Raw genomic sequence first — 21916 nt, 5'->3', positions numbered from 1 at the left:
CATTGACGGTCAACGCGTTGGATTGGAATTGGCAACCTGACGCATTAAATGATATTTCCAAATACTTTTTTTGGGTCACTGAAACGGTAAGCTATCCATGGGCAATAATTTCATCAATATTATTCTCATGTTTAATAACTATATTAATACCTGTAAAAACAAAACAAAAGCTTATATTTTTATGGCTGATTTTAATTTCGACGATATTAATAGGACAAATACTTAAAAGTATTATTAAAATACAAGTCGCAGAGCCCAGACCTTTTGTTTTGTGGATGGCGAAAGAGTTTAATATAGATGATAAAGAATTTTATTCATTATCAAAAGTAGAAAGAAAGCAACTTGTGCACCAATTATTAGTTGACTCTAAAACTATACCAGTTTGGTTGCGTAAACACTGGGAAAAGGAAATTAGCTATTCCTTTCCATCTGGACATACAATATTTGCAACGACATGGGCTTTTTTGGCAATGATTATATTAGGATTTAGGCGTCATTACTTGATTGTTAGTACATTTATTTTGTGGGCAATTTTTATTGAAGTAAGCCGATTATTACTAGGAATGCATCGCCCGGTTGATTTAATTTTTGGCAGCTTTATTGCTTGGGGTATTGCACTAATTTGCTATTTTTATGCAAGAAAATGGCATATAGTAGCAACATAATGTTTTTATTACGTTTAATTATGTCAAGAAGTTTCAGGTTAAGTAGACGTTTCAGTAAAAAAACAAAATCAAAAAGGTCAACATTATGAAATTTGTTATATTGTTTTTATTCATTGCTATCATCTTTGCGATATCTATTGCATTAGGATCGGCTAATGATCAAATTGTCACATTCAATTATCTGCTTGCTAAATCCGAATTACGATTATCTGTTTTACTGGCAATTTTATTTGGTTCAGGCTTTCTGGTTGGTTGGATATTAACTGGTATCTTTTTTATAAAATTAAAACTTCAACATTCATCAACCAAACGGAAACTAAATAAATTACAGAAAAAATATGATGAGGATATGGCTGAACAGCAAAAAATAAATTTAACCCAAATTAATTAAGAATAAATAACTATGTTTGAACTGTTATTTCTGCTTTTGCCAATTGCCGCCGCTTATGGTTGGTATATGGGGGACAGGAATGCAAAACAAAAATATTTTAATCAATCAAATCGACTATCACGCGAATATGTTGACGGGCTTAATTTCCTTTTATCTAATCAAAAAGATAAAGCGGTTGATCTTTTCTTAGATATGTTAAAAGAAGATGAAGGCACACTCGAAGCGCATCTTACATTAGGTAATTTATTCCGTTCTAGGGGAGAAGTTGATAGAGCCATCCGTATTCATCAGGCTCTGATGGAAAGTTCTTCTTTGACCTTTGAACAACGCTTACTGGCAATCCAACAACTTGGACGCGACTATATGGCGGCAGGTTTTTATGACCGCGCAGAAGAGATGTTTTTACAACTCATTGATGAAGAAGACTTTCAACAATCTGCCTTACAGCAACTTATCATTATTTATCAATCAACCAGTGAATGGATAAATGCAATCAATGCAGCAACTAGGTTAGTTAAACTTGGTAATACTAGATATAAAACAGATATTGCGCAATTTTATTGTGAACTTGCCTCTCTCGCAATTGCCAATGAAGATCTGGAAAAAGCACACAGTTTATTGCAAAAATCAGCCGCCATCGATGCCAACTGTGCACGAACTTCTCTGATGCTAGGTCGAGTGCTAATGGTACAAGATAAAACCGAACAGGCTATTATGTGTTTTAAACAAATTTTACAACAAGATAAAGCCTTTATTGGTGAAGCACTCCCTTTATTAAAAAAATGTTACCAAAAACTCCAAAAAGAAGATGAGTTTCAACAATTCTTACAATTATGTGTGGAACAAGATACCGGCAATATGGCTGAATTAATGCTTGCTGATATTATTGAAAAACAAAAAGGATTAGATGCAGCACAATATTATATGTATCGAGAATTATTAAAACACCCTAATTTAAAAGGATTTTATCGCTTAATGGATTATCATGTCGCTGACGCTGAAGAAGGCAGAGCCAAAGAGAGTTTATTACTACTACGCAACATGGTTGGAGAACAAATTAAAGCGGTGCCAAATTATCGATGTAAAAAATGTGGCTTTACTGTTAATTCTATCTATTGGTTATGTCCAGCTTGCCGTTCTTGGTCAAGTATTAAACCTGTGCGTGATTTTGAACAACATTCAGATGAATAAAAAAGAGTAATTTATGTTTTTAATTGATTCCCACTGTCATTTAGATAGTCTTGATTATAGTAATAAATCTATTGATGATGTTTTACAACAAGCTACTTGCAATGAGGTAAGACATTGTTTAAGCGTGGCAACAACACTTTCTGGATACCAGTCCATGAGAGATATGCTCAAACCATATCAAAACCAATGTTCTTTCTCGTGTGGTGTACATCCACTTAATCTAGATGATGAAGTTTATGATGCACAACGCTTTGAAGCATTAGCTCAAGAGCAAAATGTTGTAGCTCTTGGTGAGACGGGTCTTGATTACTACTACCAACAAGATAATATTGAACAGCAACAATTTATTTTTAAAGAACACATACGATTAGGTCGAAAATTAAGTAAACCGATAATAGTTCATACACGCAATGCTAAGCAAGATACCTTAACAATTTTGAAAGAACAACATGCTTATTCAGGGGTATTACACTGTTTCACTGAAGATCTTAATACAGCCAAACAACTATTAGATTTAGGTTTTTATATCTCTTTTTCAGGCATTATTACTTTTAAGAATGCGGAAACAATAAGAGAGGTTGCCAAATTTGTGCCGCTTGATCGTATTTTAGTTGAAACAGATTCACCTTACCTAGCACCAGTCCCTTATCGAGGCAAAGAAAATCAACCTGCTTATGTACGTGAAGTCGCTAATTATCTATCCATTTTGAAAGGTATTTCCTTAGAAACTCTTGCACAACACACCACTAATAATTTTCATCAATTATTCAAGTATAAAGGGGGAGAGTAAATGCACAACAAATTAACCATTGATTGGAATGATTTCTTAACAAATTATTGGCAAAAAAAACCTGTTATATTACGTGATGCTTTTACTCATTTTATTGACCCAATTACCCCAGATGAACTAGCTGGGCTAGCTATGGAAGAAGAAATCGAAAGCCGCATTGTGTCAAATAAAAATGGTATTTGGGATGCTAAATTTGGGCCATTTATTGATTTTAATAATTTAGGTGAAGATCACTGGACTTTGCTAGTTCAAGCTGTAGATCATTGGCATGAGCAAGCAGCAACCCTTGTTGAACCATTTAAATGCATTCCACAATGGCAATTTGAAGATTTAATGATTTCCTATGCAACACAAGGGGCCGGTGTAGGTCCACACATCGATAATTACGATGTTTTTATTATTCAAGGTAAAGGTTGTCGGCGTTGGCGAGTAGGTGATCGTAACCCAAATTATAAACAATTTAGTGCTCATAAAGCATTGTTGCATGTTGAAAACTATCAGCCAATTATTGATGAAGAAATCACTGCTGGAGATATTTTATATATTCCTATTGGATTCCCACATAATGGTGTATCGATTGGTGAATCGATGAGTTATTCGGTTGGATTTAGAACACAAACCTCACAAGAATTAATAAGTGGTTTTGCTGATTATATTATCGACACTTTACCAAGTGGAATCTTTTATCAAGACCCAGATTTAAAATTACCTCGCGACCCTTATCGAATTGAGGCTTATGAATTAACTAAACTACAAGACCAAATGATTGAATTAATCAAAACACCAACACTTTTCAATGATTGGTTTGGTAAATACATAACCTTACCCATGCATGTGCTCAATATTGTTCCGGTCGAACCACCATATTCATATAGTGAATTCAAATCATTGTTACAATCAGGGGCAAAATTATACCGTGTGCCAAGTATTCGTATTCTTAAAATTGGTGATTGTGGTTATATTCATGGTGAAAAAATTGATCTACCTATGCCTGTTATCGATCTTTTATGTGAAAGTGAGGAACTTCACTATGAACAATTACCAGATGATAAAACACTTGAAATCATGCTAAATCTAGTTAATAAAGGATATTGGTATTTTACTGAATAATTATAATTGCATTGCGCCGATAATATTATCGGCGGATAAAATTAACCTAATTAATAACAGTACATAATTATCTCGATAATTTATTAATCTTAAATCATGTTATCTGTTTTATCTTAGTCTACTTATGTTTTCAAAAAACAAATCAAATGATTGTTATCAACACTCATATAATCTATCTAATAAAATAGCGCTTTTTTGCTTTTAATTTGGATTTTTGGAGTATTTAAGTATATACTTTTCCCGCTTTGAAATCCCTCCTGTTTAACTATTAAGTTAAACATCCACAAATACTAATTTTAAGCAACTATTTATCATCAATAACTTGAGGTTAACATGAATACTAAAGCAGACTTAATTAAGCAAGCTGAAAGTGAAAGCATGCGGGCGACACCATATCAAAAGAAAACGCTTTTTGCATCCACTGTTGGTTATGCATTAGATGGCATGGATATGATGATTTTAGGTGTTTGTTTTAACCTAATTGCAGTGAGTTTTAACCTGACTAAAACCGATCTCGGTACATTAACTTCCGCCACTTTATTAGGTGCTGTGCTTGGCGGCATCTTGTTTGGAATACTTGCCGATAAATACGGGCGGGTTAGAGTTTTTTCTTGGACGATTTTAATCTTTTCCCTGTTTACTGGTTTATGTGCTATCTCTCCTAACTATGAATGTTTTTTAGTTTTTCGTTTTTTAAGTGGTCTTGGCCTTGGTGGCGAATTTGGTATTGGAATGACACTGGTTTCGGAAAGTTGGCCCAAAAACAAGCGGTCACGAGCCACTTCAATTGTCGCTCTGGGCTTCCAAGTAGGTATAATTTTAGCCGCATTAACCGTTAATTTCGTTGGTGAGATCCATGGTTGGCGATGGGCCTTTGCTATGGGTGTCTTACCTGCCCTGTTTGTGGCTTGGACTCGAAAAGGTCTAAAAGAACCAGAAATTTGGCAAAATATAAAAGATCAAAACAAAAATAAAATTGCCATTAATAAATTATTTAAAAATCCCAGAACCACAGCAACTACTATTGGTTTAACCATTGCTTGTGCTGTTCAAAACTTCGGTTTTTATGGCCTTATGGTATGGATGCCAAATATGATTGCCACTGAGCTTAAGCTTCCTTTTAAAAATACCATGAATTGGACAATTTCAACCACTATTGGCATGTCACTAGGTATTTTAATTTTTGGATGGTTATGTGATAAATTTGGTCGTCGCCCAGCATATATTGTGTTCTTATTAATCTCTGCTGTATCAATTTGGTTTTATTTTCAACAAACTGACATGGTGGTGTTAATTATATTCGGTTCCGCAATCGGCTTTTTTGTAAATGGTATGATGGGTGGCTATGGAGCATTGTTAGCAGAACATTACCCTACTGATGCTCGTTCAAGTGCCGAAAATATTATTTTTAATGTTGGACGCGGTATTGCTGGTATTTCACAAGTGCTTATTGCCTATCTAGCAACAATTTATTCAATTAGTTATGCATTAGCTTTACTCTCAGCAACTTATCTATTATCAGCAGCAGCATTCCTATTTTTAATCCCAGAAACCAAAGGTAAAGCACTTGAATAAAATTAACAAATTAAAACAGGGCTTAACGCCCTGCTTTTTTGTTAACTATTTTAACTAGCTATATTTAGCTACTCGAAAATAAAATAATTAGTCAAAAGTCTCAATACTGCTATTTTACATTACAATCACTTGGTTTTAGATTCATGGTTAAGACTTTTTCATCATTAATATAATAATTATGACTGGCTCCATCTGGAAATACGAGTTTTAATGTTTTCATACTTAGGTCTTTATCACAATAAAGCGCAAGTAAATTATTAAATATCGATTTTTGATTACTCTCAGTTTGTAAAGCCTCTTTCGTTACACCTTTTACAACATATTTATAACTAATTATGCCATTTTCTTTAGATACATCTACCAATGTTGTAGTTTCATCAATGCTCTTTGGCAATTTTAGTTTTGCATCATTAATAAGCATATCTTGAGCAAGACTATAATTACCTTCTTTGATTTTGTTTAGTACATCTTCACTTTGTAATTTTGTTTGTTCAATTAAATCCTTTGCTTTGTCACCAACATCGGAACCGGTTTGTTCAACTTTTTGTTTAATATCACTAACTGTAGATTTCGAATTATCACAATTTACTAAAACAAATCCCATTATAGCTAAAATTATTATTCTAAAAATGTTCATTATTCTGCCCTTGTTTGATAGGTGTTTAGTATAGATACTATTATGATCATTCCATAATAGCCGTAAGTTAAAATTAAAATTTATGACTAAAAGTTATAGTAATAAAAGATCCTTGTCTAAATTAGCCCTTTTATCACAATTGAAAATTATTAATTGGTATGCATACCACCAGTAACACCATATGTTTCGGCAGTAGTATAACTAGATTCTTCCGATGCCAAATGCACATAAACCCCTGAAAGTTCAACAGGTTGACCTGCACGTTCTAATGGTGTTTGTTTACCAAACTCAGGAATAACTTCACTTGGTTGACCACCACAAATTTGCAATGGAGTCCAAACAGGTCCCGGCGCCACACAATTGACACGAATACCTTTATGACCTAATTGTTTAGCTAAGCCACGAGTAAAGGCAATAATTGCAGATTTAGTTGAAGCATAATCTAGTAAATTAGCACCTGGTTGAAAGGCTTGCACTGATGAAGTGGTAATGATGGTTGAACCTGGTTTTAAATAACCTAGCGCAGCTTTCGTTACCCAGAAAAGTGAAAACACATTAATTTCAAATGTTTTTTTAAGTTGCTCTGTTGTAAGTTCCATAATATCTTCAACTGCTGTTTGCTTACCAGCAACTAATGTCAAATTATCTAAGCCTCCAAGTTTATGATGTGCCTCTTCAACTAATTTTTTACAAAAAGCTTCATCACTTAAATCACCCGGAATTAATATGGCTTTGCGACCAACAGCTTCAATGACTTTAGCCACATCTTCAGCATCCTTTTGTTCATAAGGAAGGTAATTTATCGCCACATCGGCACCTTCTTTAGCATATGCAATTGCAGCAGCTCGACCAATACCTGAATCACCACCAGTAACTAGCATTTTACGACCTTCTAAACGTTGATGACCGGTATAACTTTTTTCGCCACAATCAGGAAGAGGAGTCATTTCACATTGTAAAGCAGGGGCAGCTTGTTTCTGTTTTTTAAATTTATCATGATAATATTTAGTCACTGGATTGTAAGATTGTTTACTCATAATTTTCTCCTAAGTTAAACATGTATTTCTATGAAAATTCAATATAACTTAAATAAAAACAATTGACTAACTACAAAACCCTAATGCTAGACTTATTTTAATTTCTTGAAATATATAATTAATTCAAATAATTATAAAATATTTGAATTAACTTATTTTATTGATGCTATCTTTTTATTATCACGTTAATAAAAAGGAAGAGATTAAATTGTTATTAAAGGTGGCTTTCCTTGATTGGCTTGGTGGGGTCATTAATGAATAAAATACCAAAGCCATGGGTGTTGCATAATCTTGCACCTTAAGTCAGTGTATCAAATTGATTAGAACTAGACCAGCAATAAATAGTCATAATCATTGCATCTTTTTACGCAAAGACACATCAATTAACTATTTTCTTAATTTTTTTATGACTTTGTTTGTAGAACAATTCAATATGCAATAAAAAATAGTTGCACTTTTTTAAAAAACGAGTATGTTGTTTAAAAACAGTTTTATCATTACAACAAGTTAATATTTATTATTATGAATTTTTCACTCAAGATCGTTCTCATTAGCATTATTATTGTCAGCGTGGTCATTATTCCTGCGCGGGGGCGTTTTTGAGTTAACCAAATGTTAATCCGTAACAACCCCCGCTCTCAAAAAGCGGGGGTTTTTTTATGGCTAATAAATAATAAAAAATAAGTGAGGAATGAATGTTAGGAACACAGTGGATTGTAAAAACGTTAAAAGAAAAAGGTATTTCCACCGTTTTTGGTTATCCTGGTGGACAAATTATGCCTCTATATGACGCGCTTTACGATGGTGGAATTGAACATGTACTTTGCCGTCATGAACAAGGCGCGGCAATGGCAGCAATCGGCTATGCGCGGGCAACAGGTAAAATAGGGGTTTGTATTGCTACTTCAGGCCCTGGTGCTACTAATATTATCACTGGACTAGCTGATGCTTTAATAGACTCTGTTCCAATTATTGCCATAACCGGTCAAGTTCCCAATAATTTAATTGGCACTGACGCATTTCAGGAAGTGGATGTTTTAGGACTATCATTAGCTTGTACCAAACACAGTTATTTAATTAACCAAGCACAAGATTTACCCAACATATTAGAGGAAGCATTTAATTTAGCCAACTCGGGAAGGCCTGGTCCGGTTCTTATTGATGTTCCAAAAGATATCCAGCTTGCAAACCACGACTACCAACAATACTTAACTTCAACTCCACATAATCACATTAACAAAACTGAAATACCGCCTATCTCTCCTAATGAAATTCAACTTGCAAAAAAAATGATTAAAGAAGCCAACAAACCCATGTTATATATTGGTGGTGGTGTTGGACTGTCTGGGGCAATTGCAGAATTAAGAGATTTTATGGCGCTGACACAAATACCTAGTGTAGCAACACTTAAGGGTTTGGGTTCTGCTGAACTTAGCAACCCTTATTATTTAGGCTTAATCGGCATGCATGGTTCAAAAGCAGCAAATTTGGCAGTGCAAGAGTGTGATTTATTGATTGCCTTAGGGGTTCGTTTCGATGATAGAGTAACCGGTAAACTTAATGAATTTGCGCGCAATGCAAAAGTAATTCATATAGATATTGATCAAGCAGAAATCAATAAATTAAAACAAACTCATTTAGGATTACAAGGTGATATAAAACAAGTATTACCACAACTTGATCAAACAGTATCAATTAATGAATGGCAACACAAAATTAACGAACTCAAGAAACAATATCCGATTCGTTACGATCATCCAGGTGAGCCAATTTATGCTCCAGCATTATTAAAAAGGATTTCTGAACGCAAATTAGCAACTACGATTGTTACTACTGATGTAGGCCAACATCAAATGTGGACAGCCCAACATATGAGCTTTACACATCCACAAAATTTTATTACATCCAGTGGACTTGGCACAATGGGGTTTGGTTTGCCAGCAGCAATTGGCGCACAAATGGCGAGGCCTAATGATTGTGTGATTTGTGTTTCGGGTGATGGTTCTTTCATGATGAATGTTCAAGAACTTACCACCATTAAACGCAAAAAATTACCAATTAAAATTGTACTTATTGATAATCAACGTTTAGGTATGGTTAGGCAATGGCAAGAATTATTTTTTAATGAAAGATACAGTGAAACTAACTTATCAGACAATCCTGACTTTTTAACATTAGCAAAAGCATTTGATATATCAGGACAAAAAATCACCAAAAAATCTGAAATTGAAACAGCATTAAACAATATGTTTAATTCTTCAAGCGCTTACCTATTACATGTTTGTATTGATGAATTAGAAAATGTTTGGCCACTGGTTCCACCAGGTGCTGCAAATGAAAACATGCTAGACAAAAATAGTAAGGAATAAGTAATGCACGAAATAAGTAAATATCAACTTTCGATAAAAGCTAATGATAAATTAGGAATACTTGAACGCATTTTACGGGTTATTCGTCACCGTGGTGGACATGTTGAAAATATGCAAATGCAAATAACAACAAACCAAATTTTATCGCTAACCATAGAATTAACAACAGAGAGATCAATTTCAACCTTACAAAATCAATTGACCAAGTTATTTGATGTTATTTCAGTTGAAGTATAGTTTATGTCGTCTGATCAATAAAATTCAGAGGATAATATTTTAAGGTAATATATTTTTTAACAATCAAACAAAGTAGATAGTAATGTATAATGCTCGACCATTAATTGAAAATTATGCAGCAAAGTACAGACTTAACAAAAAGTAAAATTTGAGAGGAAAATAAAATGGGTTCTACAGCAAAATCTGATTATATTTGGTTTAATGGCAAATTGGTTCCTTGGGGTGATGCCAAAGTACATGTAATGTCTCATGCTTTGCATTATGGCACCTCTGTATTTGAAGGTGTTCGTTGTTATAACACGCATAAAGGGCCAGCAATCTTTCGTCATAAAGAACATGCACAAAGATTATTAAATTCAGCCAAAATTTATCGTTTTCCTGTCCCTTATTCTCTTGAAGAAATCATGGAAGCCACTCGCCAAACTATCAAGAAAAATAATTTAACCAGTGCCTATATTCGTCCATTAGTATTTATTGGTGATGTTGGCATGGGAGTAAATCCACCTGAAGGTTATACCACTGATGTAATGATTGCTGCTTTCCCTTGGGGCGCTTATTTAGGTGAAGACGCATTAGATCAAGGAATTGATGCCATGGTTTCGTCATGGCACCGAGTTGCATCCAACACTATCCCTGCGGCAGCAAAAGCTGGTGGTAACTATTTATCTTCATTATTGATTGGTTCTGAAGCACGAGCTAATGGATTTCAAGAAGGTTTAGCTTTAGATGTTCATGGACATCTATCGGAAGGTGCTGGTGAAAATGTCTTTGTGATTAAAGATGGAATTTTATATACACCTGTTCTTTCATCCTCTGCCCTTCCTGGTATTACACGTGACGCCGTATTAACGTTGGCTCGTGATCTTGGTATTGAAATTCGTGAACAAACATTATCCCGTGAATCACTTTACATAGCAGATGAAGTATTTATGACTGGAACTGCTGCTGAAATCACGCCAGTTCGTAGTGTTGATCGTATTGAAATAGGTATTGGGCGTTGCGGTCCTATCACCAAACAAATCCAACAAACCTTTTTTGGCTTATTTAATGGTAAAACCGAAGATAAATATGGTTGGTTAGATCCAGTTAAATAACAACGAATATTTCGCATCCACCAACTAATTTGGTGGATATTTATTATATAAATCTAATTGTTTATACCAAATTACGTACTGATAAAAATCAAACGTTTGCATAATAAAAACTTGGGAGCAAGAAATGCCTAAATACCGTTCGGCGACCTCAATTGAAGGTCGAAATATGGCAGGAGCCCGCGCTTTATGGCGCGCAACGGGCGTAAAAAATGAAGATTTTGGCAAACCTATTATTGCTGTGGTTAACTCATTTACTCAATTTGTACCAGGCCATGTCCATCTAAAGGATATTGGGCAGCTAGTTGCTAAACAAATTGAAGAATCTGGTGGTATTGCTAAAGAATTTAACACAATTGCTGTTGATGATGGCATTGCGATGGGACACGGAGGAATGCTCTATTCTCTACCCTCAAGGGAATTGATTGCTGATTCAGTAGAATATATGGTTAATGCCCACTGTGCTGATGCAATGATATGCATCTCAAACTGTGACAAAATTACTCCCGGAATGTTAATGGCATCATTGCGCCTTAATATCCCAACTATTTTTGTGTCTGGCGGACCAATGGAAGCCGGAAAAACCAAGCTCTCAGATCAAATTATCAAATTAGATCTGGTTGATGCCATGATCCAAAGCGCCAATCCCAATGTTAGTGATGATGATAGTAGAGCTATTGAAGAATCAGCTTGCCCAACCTGTGGTTCTTGCTCTGGTATGTTTACTGCTAATTCAATGAACTGTTTAACTGAAGCCCTTGGGCTATCATTACCCGGTAATGGTTCGCTCATTGCTACTCATAAACAACGTGAACAATTATTTCTTAATGCGGCTAAACGTATTGTTGAAATTACTAAACGCTATTACGAACAAGATGATGAATCGTATCTTCCTCGTTCAATTGCCACCAAAGCTGCGTATGAAAATGCCATGTCGTTAGATATTGCTATGGGGGGATCCACCAATACTGTATTACATCTGCTGGCGACAGCCCAAGAAGGTGAAATTGACTTTACCATGTCAGACATTGATAGACTCTCTCGTAAAGTCCCACATTTATGTAAAGTGGCACCAAGTACTGCCATCTATCATATGGAAGATGTTCACCGTGCAGGTGGCGTTGTATCGATTATGTCTGAATTGGATAAAGCGGGATTACTTAACCGCAATGTACATAATGTACTTGGCTTATCTTTACCTGAAACATTTGCAAAATATGATATTACCCAAACTACGGATGAGACAGTAAAAAAAATGTTCAGAAGCGGACCTGCCGGCATTCGTACCACCAAAGCATTTTCACAAGATTGTTATTGGGATTCACTTGATGCCGATCGGGAAAAAGGTTGTATTCGTGATAAAGCTCATGCTTATAGCCAAGATGGTGGACTTGCAACATTATATGGCAATGTTGCGTTAGATGGCGCAATTGTTAAAACAGCTGGTGTTGCTGCCGAAAATCTGGTTTTTCGGGGGCCAGCTAAAGTATTTGAAAGCCAAGAAGATGCCGTTGATGGAATTCTAGGTGGAAAAGTAGTTGAAGGTGATGTGGTTGTCATTGTTTATGAAGGACCAAAAGGCGGACCAGGCATGCAAGAGATGCTCTACCCAACCAGTTATTTAAAATCGATGGGGCTAGGTAAAAAATGTGCACTTATTACTGATGGTCGATTTTCGGGTGGTTCTTCCGGTTTATCTATTGGTCATATTTCTCCTGAAGCGGCCAATAGTGGGTTAATTGGCCTTGTGCGCGATGGTGATATCATTGATATTGATATTCCTAACCGTAAATTAGTTTTAGATGTACCAACTCCTGAACTTGAACGTCGGCGTATAGCAGAACTTGAACGTGGGGATAAAGCATTTACACCACATAATCGCGATCGTTATGTCTCATATGCACTTAAAGCCTATGCCAGTTTAGCAACTAGCGCAGATAAAGGTGCAGTACGTGACAAAAGTAAACTAGGTGGCTAATAATGAAACAACAAGACAATAAAATGACGGGAGCAGATTATTTAAAAGCAACGCTGTGTTCTGCCGTTTATGATGTGGCTCAAGTCACGCCACTTGAAAAAATGGAAAAAATTTCCTCGAGATTACATAACCAAATTTTTGTAAAACGAGAAGATCGACAACTGGTACATAGCTTTAAAATTCGTGGTGCACAAGCAATGATTGCTAGCTTGAATGAAGAAGAGCGAAAACAAGGGGTTATTGCCGCTTCAGCAGGAAATCATGCTCAAGGCGTAGCTTTGTCAGCCAGCAAATTAGGAATAAGTTCTTTAATCGTTATGCCGTTAACTACCGCAGATATTAAAGTTGAAGCAGTCAAAAGTTTCGGTGGTGAGGTACTACTTTATGGCGCTAATTTTGATGAGGCAAAAGCCAAAGCATTAGAATTAGTTAAACAGCAAAATCGTATTTTTATTCCACCGTTTGATCACCCTCTGGTTATTGCCGGTCAAGGCAGTATTGCTATGGAACTATTACAACAAAATGCCAAACTCGATCGCATTTTTGTGCCGGTTGGTGGAGGGGGACTGGCTGCTGGAGTAGCCGTTTTAATCAAACAAATTATGCCCTCTATTAAAGTTATTGCGGTTGAACCTGAAGATGCGGCATGCTTAAAAGCTGCTCTTGATGCTGGTAAACCGGTAGATTTAGACCGAGTTGGTTTGTTTGCTGAAGGAGTCGCTGTTAAACGTATCGGTGATGAAACCTTTAGGCTTTGTCAGCAATATATTGATGATATCGTTACTGTTGATAGTGATGAAATATGTGCAGCAGTTAAAGATCTGTTTGATGACGTACGTGCGATAGCTGAACCTTCCGGTGCTGTCGCACTTGCGGGACTAAAAAAATATATCGAACAGCATAATATTCGCGGTGAAAATTTAGCACATATTTTATCTGGTGCTAATTTAAACTTCCACAGTTTACGTTATGTTTCTGAACGTTGTGAACTAGGTGAAAAACGCGAAGTTCTTTTGGCCGTAACCATTCCTGAAAAGAAAGGCAGTTTTTTAAGCTTCTGCCAACTCTTAGGTGGTCGTTCTGTCACCGAATTTAACTATCGCTATCATGATGAACAATCCGCCTGTATTTTTGTGGGAGTTAAAACGTCGAAAAGTAACGAAAAAGATGAAATTATGCAAGAATTAACTGCTGCGGGTTATTCAGTTGTAGATTTAACGGATGATGAAATGGCTAAACTACATGTCCGTTATATGATTGGCGGCAAACCATGTAAAATAATTCAAGAACAAGTCTATAGTTTTGAATTTCCTGAATCACAAGGCGCCTTACTTAAGTTTTTACAAACCTTAGGTACCAATTGGAATATTTCAATGTTTCATTATCGTAGTCATGGTACTGATTATGGTCGAGTCCTTGCCGCATTTGAAATCGCTGACAAAAATAATGATGAGTTTAATCAACATTTAACTGCACTGGGGTACGGCTTTCACAATGAAACTAAAAACCCTTCATTAAAACTGTTTTTAACCAATCAACCATAATTTTAGTAACGGCTATTTGTATCTCATATATAAGAGCAAATAGTCGTTTTCACAAAACTATTTTGATTAATAACCACAATTTGATGCGATTGTTAATTAACCACACTTAAATGCCTTATTTTATTCATCATAGTACTAAGATACTTCAAGTTTTATCAGCTTAAGTTGAAAACCAAAAGACGATTTACTTCATCGAACAAAGTTGTATTAACTGATTAAAAAGAATATATTAATTCTCTAATAATTTGTATTAAATAATAAATTGCATATTTAAAAAATTTGCTAAGATAAACAAAATATCCGCCTTATAGACACGGTAATTTATACTTAAACATATAGCTAACCTGAAACATCTTTACAAAAAACAGCTCAGCTATACATTTTAAATGTGATGTCAAACTATGATTAGATTAGCCATAATAGGGACCAATTGGATCACCGACAAATTTATTGAAGCAGCACTGCAAACTAAACATTATCATTTATCAGCAATATACTCACGCAGCTTTGCTAAAGCACAGATGTTTGCTCAAAAATATAATATTGATTTACTTTACACCGATCTTGCTCAATTAGCTCAGAACCCCAAAATAGATGTAATTTACATTGCCAGCCCTAATTCATTACATTTTGAACAAGCAAAATTGATGCTAGAAAATGGCAAAGATGTAATTTGTGAAAAACCGTTAACTTCAAATTTACAGCAAACTAAAACATTAATTGATATTGCCATCAAACAGCAACGTATCATTTTTGAAGCACTAAAAACCTACTATTTACCTAACTTTAAGCAAATACAAGACTATTTACCCAAACTCGGTAAGATTCATAAAGTACTATTGAATTATTGTCAATATTCTTCACGTTATCCTGGTTATTTAAATGGCGAAAATCCCAATACATTTAATCCGTTATTTTCGAATGGTTCAATAATGGATATTGGTGTATATCCGCTTAATTTTGCTATTGGCTTATGGGGAAAACCAACATGTGTCTCAGCAAATGCATGCTTACTTCAATCTGGTGTTGACGCGCATGGTTCAGTATTAATGAATTATGACGACTTTGAAGTCATTATTTGGCATTCCAAAGTAAGTAACTCCTATATCCCAAGTGAAATTCAAGGAGAAAACGGTTCATTAATAATTAACCATTTATCCGTTTGCCAACAAATTCGCTATCAACCCAGACAAGCCATGGAAAAAGATATCACTGTTAAACAAAACAGCAATGAAATGTATTATGAAGCAGAAACCTTTGCTAAGCTTTATAAAAAACGACAAATTAATCATAAAGGATTAGACTATTCCTTAATAGCATCAACATTACTTACAGAAATAAGAAAGCAAACAAACGTTACTTTTCCTTCTGATGAAGGGTAACTTTTCAACAAAAAATAACATTTTAGAAATATAGAAACAATGAAAAAATTAAAATCCACTCATTTATTAATTACAGTATTAACCTATTTTTTAAGTGCAAATTTAGCATTAGCTAATTTAGATACAAACTCTACCAATCCACCTAAAAGAGAGCATTTCGACACTTTTAATAGTTTTTATCAAAGCTTACCCCTATTATCCATGCCAATTGATATCAAAAATATGCCATCTGGAAAATATATAGATAGTCAGTTTTTTAATTTTGATGGAGACGATTACCGATATTATGATAATCCTGAAGATAAAACCAATCGTTATTTTACTTTAAAAGATTTAAAGGCTATTGGTCGTTTTGAAATTGATGATATCAAATTTGTCGTGTTCCATTTTAACTTTGATAGTGAAGGTGAAGGTTTTGTCGATGATATTTCTTTAATTAATGCCTTTGATAAAAATGGTCAATATTTAGATGAGCTGATTTTATCAGGAACAACGGGGCATGAAGATCATATATTCTCCTATTTCGCCTCAATTGATCAGGCATTATTTCATGTCCAACTTGACGCTCATTACGAGCTTGGTTATATTCGCGAAGTCAAAGATGATAACTACCATTATACCAAGAGTACTAATTTAACATATCAATTTCATGATAAACAATTTTGGTTACAAGAAAATCCAATTAATTGCCAAACTAAAAATTTAAAAAACTACTTGAATAAAATTGAACAACAACAATTTGCTGATATTGCTGATGTTGCCATATTCAATGATTATATCAATTGCTTTCCTGTATCTGAAAATCTAATAACTTATAAAAAAATTGCCCAGTATTTACAACAATCTCATAATCATTTTTTAAGCAATGCTGAATTTAAAAAATTTAAAGAAAGAATCAAGATAATAACTGAAGATTAAAACTAAGAAATAATTGTTCCCACCATATTAAGTGGAAGAAGTGGAAATAGTTAAAATTTATAGCTATTTTTTGAGGCAACAAGTAAACCATCTTGATTTATTTAATATAAAATCCTGCGATCCTTGCGCTTCAAGATGACAATATCAGGTCTCATTATTTTTATTATTTCGTATTTCAAGTTCACCTATATCGGTGGGGAATATATTATCTTTATCGGCATTATATTAATATTTTAAATCAATAATATTATTATTCTTAATGGTATATACTTAATCAAGTGAGACTATTGATAAAGTACATACACGCTTTTTACAATTTTGTTCGCTGCACATAAATTCTCAGCAACTTACTATCAAATGTAGTTGCTTCATCCTTTTATTAAGGGTGGAATATCGAAATTCTCAACTTTCATTATGCGAATTGTTTCATACCAATAATTGTCTTCTCCTCGTATCAACCATGCAACTAAACCATGCTCAATTTGCTGAACCTGCTTGAAATCAACAATATTTTCATAACTTACCTTAACTGGCGAGATTAAAGATAAATGTCCTGGAAACACATAAAAATAAGCACGCGATTGAAACCAAAAATCCCAATCTTTAGAATAATAACCTTGCCATGCTAATGGATTGAATCGAGAAATAAAAAGTTGTTCAGTACGAGGAACAAACAACATTCCGCGAATAATAGTTGCATATTGTAACTGGTTTTGATCCAATCGTAATTTTTTTATAATATTTAACGCAACTGAAGGATAGCCTAATTTTGGCTGATTATCGATTTTCTGAATATTATCAAGCAACTTGCCAACGCCATTAAGCTTAAAAAAATCCTCAGGATTGAATGAACTACTATAATAATCGGTGTAGTCCAATTCTAAATAATAAATACGGTCATCAAACTGAACAATATAATTGGACTCAGATATTGATTGTTGTTTATTTTCAATAGGAATATTATCAGCTAATAAACGACAGTGAGGAGCATGCGAAAACCAATAGCTGAGTAAAAATTTAGAATACATTTTCAATTGCATGAAATTTACACTATGATTTTTACAAAATGTATACAAACTTTCTGGGTTTTCATCTAATTGATATAAAAATGCTAATCCGTCTTCACCTAATAGTATTGAAACAGGAAGCTCATTTGGCGATAACCAGGGAGCAGGACCTATTAGTAAACTAACTAAATCACGTACAATTGGCGTTTTCAAACGTAACCATATTGTTTTTGAGGAATATTCCATAAAAAAATCCTTTTTTCAAATAATCCTTATATTCACTTAACGCATACACCATTTTTCATTAAATTTTATTATAATATTATTTAATAATTTACAAGCGTATTATAGTGATGCTTAAAATGCTACTTTAATTGGAATTAATCAGTGAGTTTTATATAGTAAATTACTACAACTTATCAAAAAATATATTTAAATTAGCTGATATGCCTTATATAGCCTTTTACAATATTAACACTCGTTGCAAACTGCTGTTTTTCATTATCAGAAAAATCAAGTTCAATGATTTTTTTGATGCCATGTTGATCTAAAATAGCGGGAACGCCAATTGCCACATTTTTATAACCATATTCACCATTCAAAATACAACTTAATGCTAAAGCCCGATGGCTATTAGTAAAGATATGTTGACAAATTTCAGTAATGGTACTGCTAATACCATACTCAGTACAGTGCTTATATTTTACTATTTCAAATCCTTTATTTTTAGCAGATAGTCCTATATCGTCAAAATCAATCTTATTTTTTTGTAATTGATTTAATTGAATACCATACACGGATGAATGCGACCAAACTGGAAACTGTGAATCACCATGTTCACCGACAATAAATGCATCAATACTTTGTGGTCCGATATTCATCTTCTCACCTAATAATCGACGTAACCGGACTGTATCTAACCAAACTCCTGTACCAATTACACGATGGTGAGGTAAACCCGATAATTTCCAAACTTGATAAGTAATCGCATCACAAGGATTAGTAGCAATCAAAAAAATCCCATTAAAGCCATTATTCATCATATTAGGCACAATGTTAGCAACAATTTTGGAAGTTCCTGCTAGTTCCTCGTCTCTACTTTTTTGAGCAAGACCAGAAGTAACAGTAATAATAGCAATGTCAATATCAGCACAATCTGTTGATTGACGCAAACTAACCTTAATCATATTTTGTCGATAGGCCGCCGCATCTAACAAGTCTTGAGCATGTCCATATGCTAATTCTTTATTGAGATCTACTAGCGCAATTTCTTCACAAATCCCTCGGTTAACCAAGGTATAAGCTGTTGTTGAACCAACATTGCCCACACCAATAATCATCACTTTACGTAGTTTCATACAAAACTCCTATTATTTTAAGTTAACAAAATAAGGAAATTATAAGTTGATCAACAATCTATGATTATATAATAGAAAAAATATACCATTTTTAGGCTAAATTTTAACAAAAATAAATAGTTCTTAATCATTTTAACTTTATTTTTTGAAACTAAGCGATATATTTGCTAAATTATTTCTATCCTTAAAAAATATTTTTTTAAATGGAATTAAACCAATGAAAAAAATAATCGTGGGATTAATATTGGCTATACCTTTATCATCCCTAGCACAAGATTATCCTTCCGGTCTAGAGTTACAAGGCACTAACATATATGAAGATACAATTGATATTCCTATTACTGCTAACAAAGGTATAGTTATAAAACCCGGCAGTAATACTACATTCGAAAAAAATGTCAATGTAAACCTTTCAGCCTATGATCCCATGAATGAAGAAATTTCAAGCGGACAGGGACTTAGTGGTTTCACACTCGATAATGCACCGGCAACCACTATTTTTAAGGGTGACCTTACCATTAACATGCAAGAACCTACACAAAGATATCATAGAATTACTGCGATTATGTTAAATGGTGAAAACACTACTGTAACAGTTGAAGGAAAAACGACTCTAACCGCTATTGACCGTATTAATAATAACGCTTCTTCTGCCATTAGTATTGGTGATTCGTCATTGACTTTGAATGGAGAAGCAGACATAACAGGCGATATTTCTGTGTCTGGCGGTAACTTAATTTTTAATGGTAAATCCGCAATCAAATGGGCTCAAAGTCAAATTAGGTGACTATAATTCTATACTTGGTCGTGCATCTGCCTCATTCGGTTATGAAATTAAATCTGAGAATAATAATTTGAATGTTTATGTAAAAACTGGAATTGTCAGAGAATTTGATGGTGATACTTACTATAAATTAAATAATAGTAAAGAGAACCATTCATTTAAAGGAAACTGGTGGAATAATGGTGTTGGTGTGAGTTCGCAACTTAATCAAAAACACACTATCTATTTTGATTTAGAAAGCTCACTTGGTAATAAATTTGATTCATTACAAGTTAACGGTGGTTATCGTTATTCCTTCTAACTTATCATTATTATAAGGCATATCACCACCCGAGTGATAATATTGAATAAAATACACATTGTTATGGTTTAATGATGTGTATTTTAAATTTTCAATACTCCTTCTTGGTTAGCAATTTACGAGTAATCACTCAAATCTTCTCTATCACTCATACTATTTTCTTTTTCATTGAAGGTTGGAGTTAGGATATGATTGTCAGTTTGTGATAAAATTGAACTTAATAAATTACATTAGTTACCTATTTAATTATTAGTATTACGTGGCTTTATCACTAGAATTTTATGTAATATTTTGCTGATAATTAAAAATCCTTTAATAAACAATATACATTTTATAACAATCAAATAATCAATATGACTCAATGTTTTTCAACTGATGCCTATAATGAACAATTAGAAAATAAAATAATTGCTGTAAAAAAACTTTTTTCTAGTTTTTCTATACCTGAGATAACCGTACATACTTCACCGATAAGTCATTATCGAATGCGAGCTGAGTTTAGGATGTGGCACAATGGTGAAGATCTTTATCATATTATGTATGATAAAAAGACAAAAAAACGTGTGCGCATTGATAATTTTCCGCACGCAACTAAGCTCATAAACCAAGCAATGATGGCTATTGTGCCACTTTTACAACATAACCAGACGCTTCGGCATTTACTTTTCCAAGTTGATTATTTTTCAACATTAAGTGGTCAATTGTTAATCACACTTTTATATCATAAAAAAATAGGTGAAGAATGGATTACACAAGCTAGAATTCTAAAACAGCAATTAGCTGAACAAGGCATCAATGCTAATTTGGTCGGACGAGCGAATAATCAAAAAATTCCAGTGGATGTTGACTATGTGGATGAAGCTCTGTCAGTATTGGGTAAGACGTTTTATTATCGACAAGTCGAAAACAGTTTTACTCAACCAAATGCTTCAGTAAATATTAAAATGTTGGAATGGGCAATATCGGTGACTAAAGGGTTATCGGGTGATTTACTAGAGTTTTACTGTGGTAATGGTAATTTTTCAATCGCTTTGGCACAAAACTTCCGTAAAGTTCTTGCAACTGAGATCGCTAAGGTCTCGGTTTATTCCGCACAACATAATATTGCGGTAAATAATATTGATAATCTAATTATTGCACGCTTATCAGCTGAGGAATTTACTAGTGCGATTAAAAAAGAACGTAAGTTCAAACGTTTAAATGGCATTAAACTAGATGATTATCAATGTAATACTGTGCTAGTTGATCCACCTCGTAGCGGTCTGGATAGCAATACTATAAATATACTTAAGGACTATCAAACTATTATTTATATTTCATGTAATATGCATACATTACATGAAAATTTACAACAACTATGTTCAACACATAAAATCAAACATTTTGCCTTATTTGATCAGTTTCCTTATACAGATCATATTGAGTCGGGCGTAGTCTTATGCAGAAATAAATGATTTACGTATTCAAAATGCGATATTTTTGTTAAAATAAATATGCTTCAAACCAAATTAGCTATTGTTTCGTGTATATAAATAAATTAGCATTTCTATA

General features: G+C 33.9%; 19 protein-coding genes and 1 pseudogene. 16 read left to right on the top strand and 4 right to left on the bottom strand.

Going from position 1 to position 21916, the window contains the following annotated elements; all coding sequences use genetic code 11:
• Positions 1–17: 17 nt before the first annotated feature.
• From Q0K76_RS09520 to Q0K76_RS09495, 6 genes are all read left to right on the top strand, one after another.
• Positions 18–665, top strand: a complete 648-nt coding sequence (locus Q0K76_RS09520) for a phosphatase PAP2 family protein (RefSeq protein WP_294614941.1) — start codon at positions 18–20, stop codon at positions 663–665.
• Positions 666–750: 85 nt separating this feature from the next.
• On the top strand, positions 751–1056 hold the full coding sequence (locus Q0K76_RS09515) for a lipopolysaccharide assembly protein LapA domain-containing protein (protein ID WP_294614939.1): 306 nt from the start codon (positions 751–753) through the stop codon (positions 1054–1056).
• A 12-nt stretch (positions 1057–1068) separates the two neighbouring features.
• The gene (gene lapB, locus Q0K76_RS09510) at positions 1069–2247 is read left to right on the top strand and encodes a lipopolysaccharide assembly protein LapB (RefSeq protein WP_294614937.1); all 1179 of its coding nucleotides are present in this window, start codon (positions 1069–1071) and stop codon (positions 2245–2247) included.
• Between the two features lie 13 nt (positions 2248–2260).
• Positions 2261–3037: a YchF/TatD family DNA exonuclease gene (locus Q0K76_RS09505; RefSeq protein WP_294614935.1), complete on the top strand. Its 777-nt coding sequence runs from the start codon at positions 2261–2263 to the stop codon at positions 3035–3037.
• Positions 3038–4147, top strand: coding sequence for a cupin domain-containing protein (locus Q0K76_RS09500; RefSeq protein WP_294614932.1), 1110 nt, complete (start codon positions 3038–3040; stop codon positions 4145–4147).
• A 333-nt stretch (positions 4148–4480) separates the two neighbouring features.
• Positions 4481–5722: an MFS transporter gene (locus tag Q0K76_RS09495; protein ID WP_294614929.1), complete on the top strand. Its 1242-nt coding sequence runs from the start codon at positions 4481–4483 to the stop codon at positions 5720–5722.
• 109 nt (positions 5723–5831) lie between these two features.
• On the opposite strand, the gene Q0K76_RS09490 is transcribed toward Q0K76_RS09495, so the two are convergent.
• Positions 5832–6359 (bottom strand): hypothetical protein, encoded by a 528-nt coding sequence (locus Q0K76_RS09490; protein ID WP_294614926.1) that lies wholly within the window; start codon positions 6357–6359, stop codon positions 5832–5834.
• 149 nt (positions 6360–6508) lie between these two features.
• Positions 6509–7396 (bottom strand): SDR family oxidoreductase, encoded by an 888-nt coding sequence (locus tag Q0K76_RS09485; protein ID WP_294614924.1) that lies wholly within the window; start codon positions 7394–7396, stop codon positions 6509–6511.
• Between the two features lie 695 nt (positions 7397–8091).
• Between Q0K76_RS09485 and ilvG the strand changes: the two genes are divergently transcribed.
• The 7 genes from ilvG to Q0K76_RS09450 all read left to right on the top strand — a co-directional run bounded on the left by ilvG (position 8092) and on the right by Q0K76_RS09450 (position 16915).
• Positions 8092–9765 carry an acetolactate synthase 2 catalytic subunit gene (gene ilvG, locus Q0K76_RS09480; RefSeq protein WP_294614922.1) on the top strand — a complete coding sequence of 558 codons (1674 nt, stop codon included), beginning with the start codon at positions 8092–8094 and terminating at the stop codon, positions 9763–9765.
• Positions 9766–9768: 3 nt separating this feature from the next.
• Entirely contained in the window at positions 9769–10002 is a 234-nt protein-coding gene (gene ilvM / locus Q0K76_RS09475) for an acetolactate synthase 2 small subunit (RefSeq protein WP_294614919.1), read from the top strand.
• Between the two features lie 164 nt (positions 10003–10166).
• Positions 10167–11096 (top strand): branched-chain amino acid transaminase, encoded by a 930-nt coding sequence (locus Q0K76_RS09470; RefSeq protein WP_294614917.1) that lies wholly within the window; start codon positions 10167–10169, stop codon positions 11094–11096.
• Positions 11097–11220: 124 nt separating this feature from the next.
• Positions 11221–13071: a dihydroxy-acid dehydratase gene (gene ilvD / locus Q0K76_RS09465; protein ID WP_294614915.1), complete on the top strand. Its 1851-nt coding sequence runs from the start codon at positions 11221–11223 to the stop codon at positions 13069–13071.
• A 2-nt stretch (positions 13072–13073) separates the two neighbouring features.
• Positions 13074–14615 (top strand): threonine ammonia-lyase, biosynthetic, encoded by a 1542-nt coding sequence (gene ilvA, locus Q0K76_RS09460; RefSeq protein WP_294614912.1) that lies wholly within the window; start codon positions 13074–13076, stop codon positions 14613–14615.
• 401 nt (positions 14616–15016) lie between these two features.
• Positions 15017–15997, top strand: coding sequence for a Gfo/Idh/MocA family oxidoreductase (locus Q0K76_RS09455; protein ID WP_294614909.1), 981 nt, complete (start codon positions 15017–15019; stop codon positions 15995–15997).
• 39 nt (positions 15998–16036) lie between these two features.
• A complete protein-coding gene (locus Q0K76_RS09450) occupies positions 16037–16915 on the top strand; it encodes a hypothetical protein (protein ID WP_294614906.1) in 879 nt (292 codons plus the stop codon).
• A gap of 368 nt (positions 16916–17283) precedes the next feature.
• Here Q0K76_RS09450 and Q0K76_RS09445 read toward each other — a convergent pair whose 3' ends face one another.
• Positions 17284–18168 (bottom strand): DUF1853 family protein, encoded by an 885-nt coding sequence (locus Q0K76_RS09445; RefSeq protein ID WP_294614903.1) that lies wholly within the window; start codon positions 18166–18168, stop codon positions 17284–17286.
• Positions 18169–18359: 191 nt separating this feature from the next.
• Complete coding sequence (locus Q0K76_RS09440; protein WP_294614900.1) at positions 18360–19280, bottom strand: L-lactate dehydrogenase; 921 nt, start codon at positions 19278–19280, stop codon at positions 18360–18362.
• Between the two features lie 217 nt (positions 19281–19497).
• On the opposite strand from Q0K76_RS09440, the gene Q0K76_RS09435 reads away from it, so the two are divergent.
• The 3 genes and pseudogenes from Q0K76_RS09435 to trmA all read left to right on the top strand — a co-directional run bounded on the left by Q0K76_RS09435 (position 19498) and on the right by trmA (position 21819).
• Positions 19498–20067, top strand: coding sequence for a hypothetical protein (locus tag Q0K76_RS09435; RefSeq protein ID WP_294614898.1), 570 nt, complete (start codon positions 19498–19500; stop codon positions 20065–20067).
• Positions 20039–20365 (top strand): annotated as a pseudogene (locus Q0K76_RS09430) (autotransporter outer membrane beta-barrel domain-containing protein); the annotation flags it as partial. The gene Q0K76_RS09435 and the pseudogene Q0K76_RS09430, both read left to right, overlap by 29 nt.
• Before the next feature lie 353 nt (positions 20366–20718).
• Positions 20719–21819 carry a tRNA (uridine(54)-C5)-methyltransferase TrmA gene (gene trmA / locus Q0K76_RS09425; protein ID WP_294614892.1) on the top strand — a complete coding sequence of 367 codons (1101 nt, stop codon included), beginning with the start codon at positions 20719–20721 and terminating at the stop codon, positions 21817–21819.
• Positions 21820–21916: the final 97 nt, after the last annotated feature.

Source organism: uncultured Gilliamella sp., assembly GCA_945271295.1.
Classification (GTDB): Bacteria; Pseudomonadota; Gammaproteobacteria; order Enterobacterales; family Orbaceae; genus Gilliamella.
Note: the sequence above shows the minus strand (reverse complement) of the source record. Positions and strands in the feature narration are given on the sequence as shown.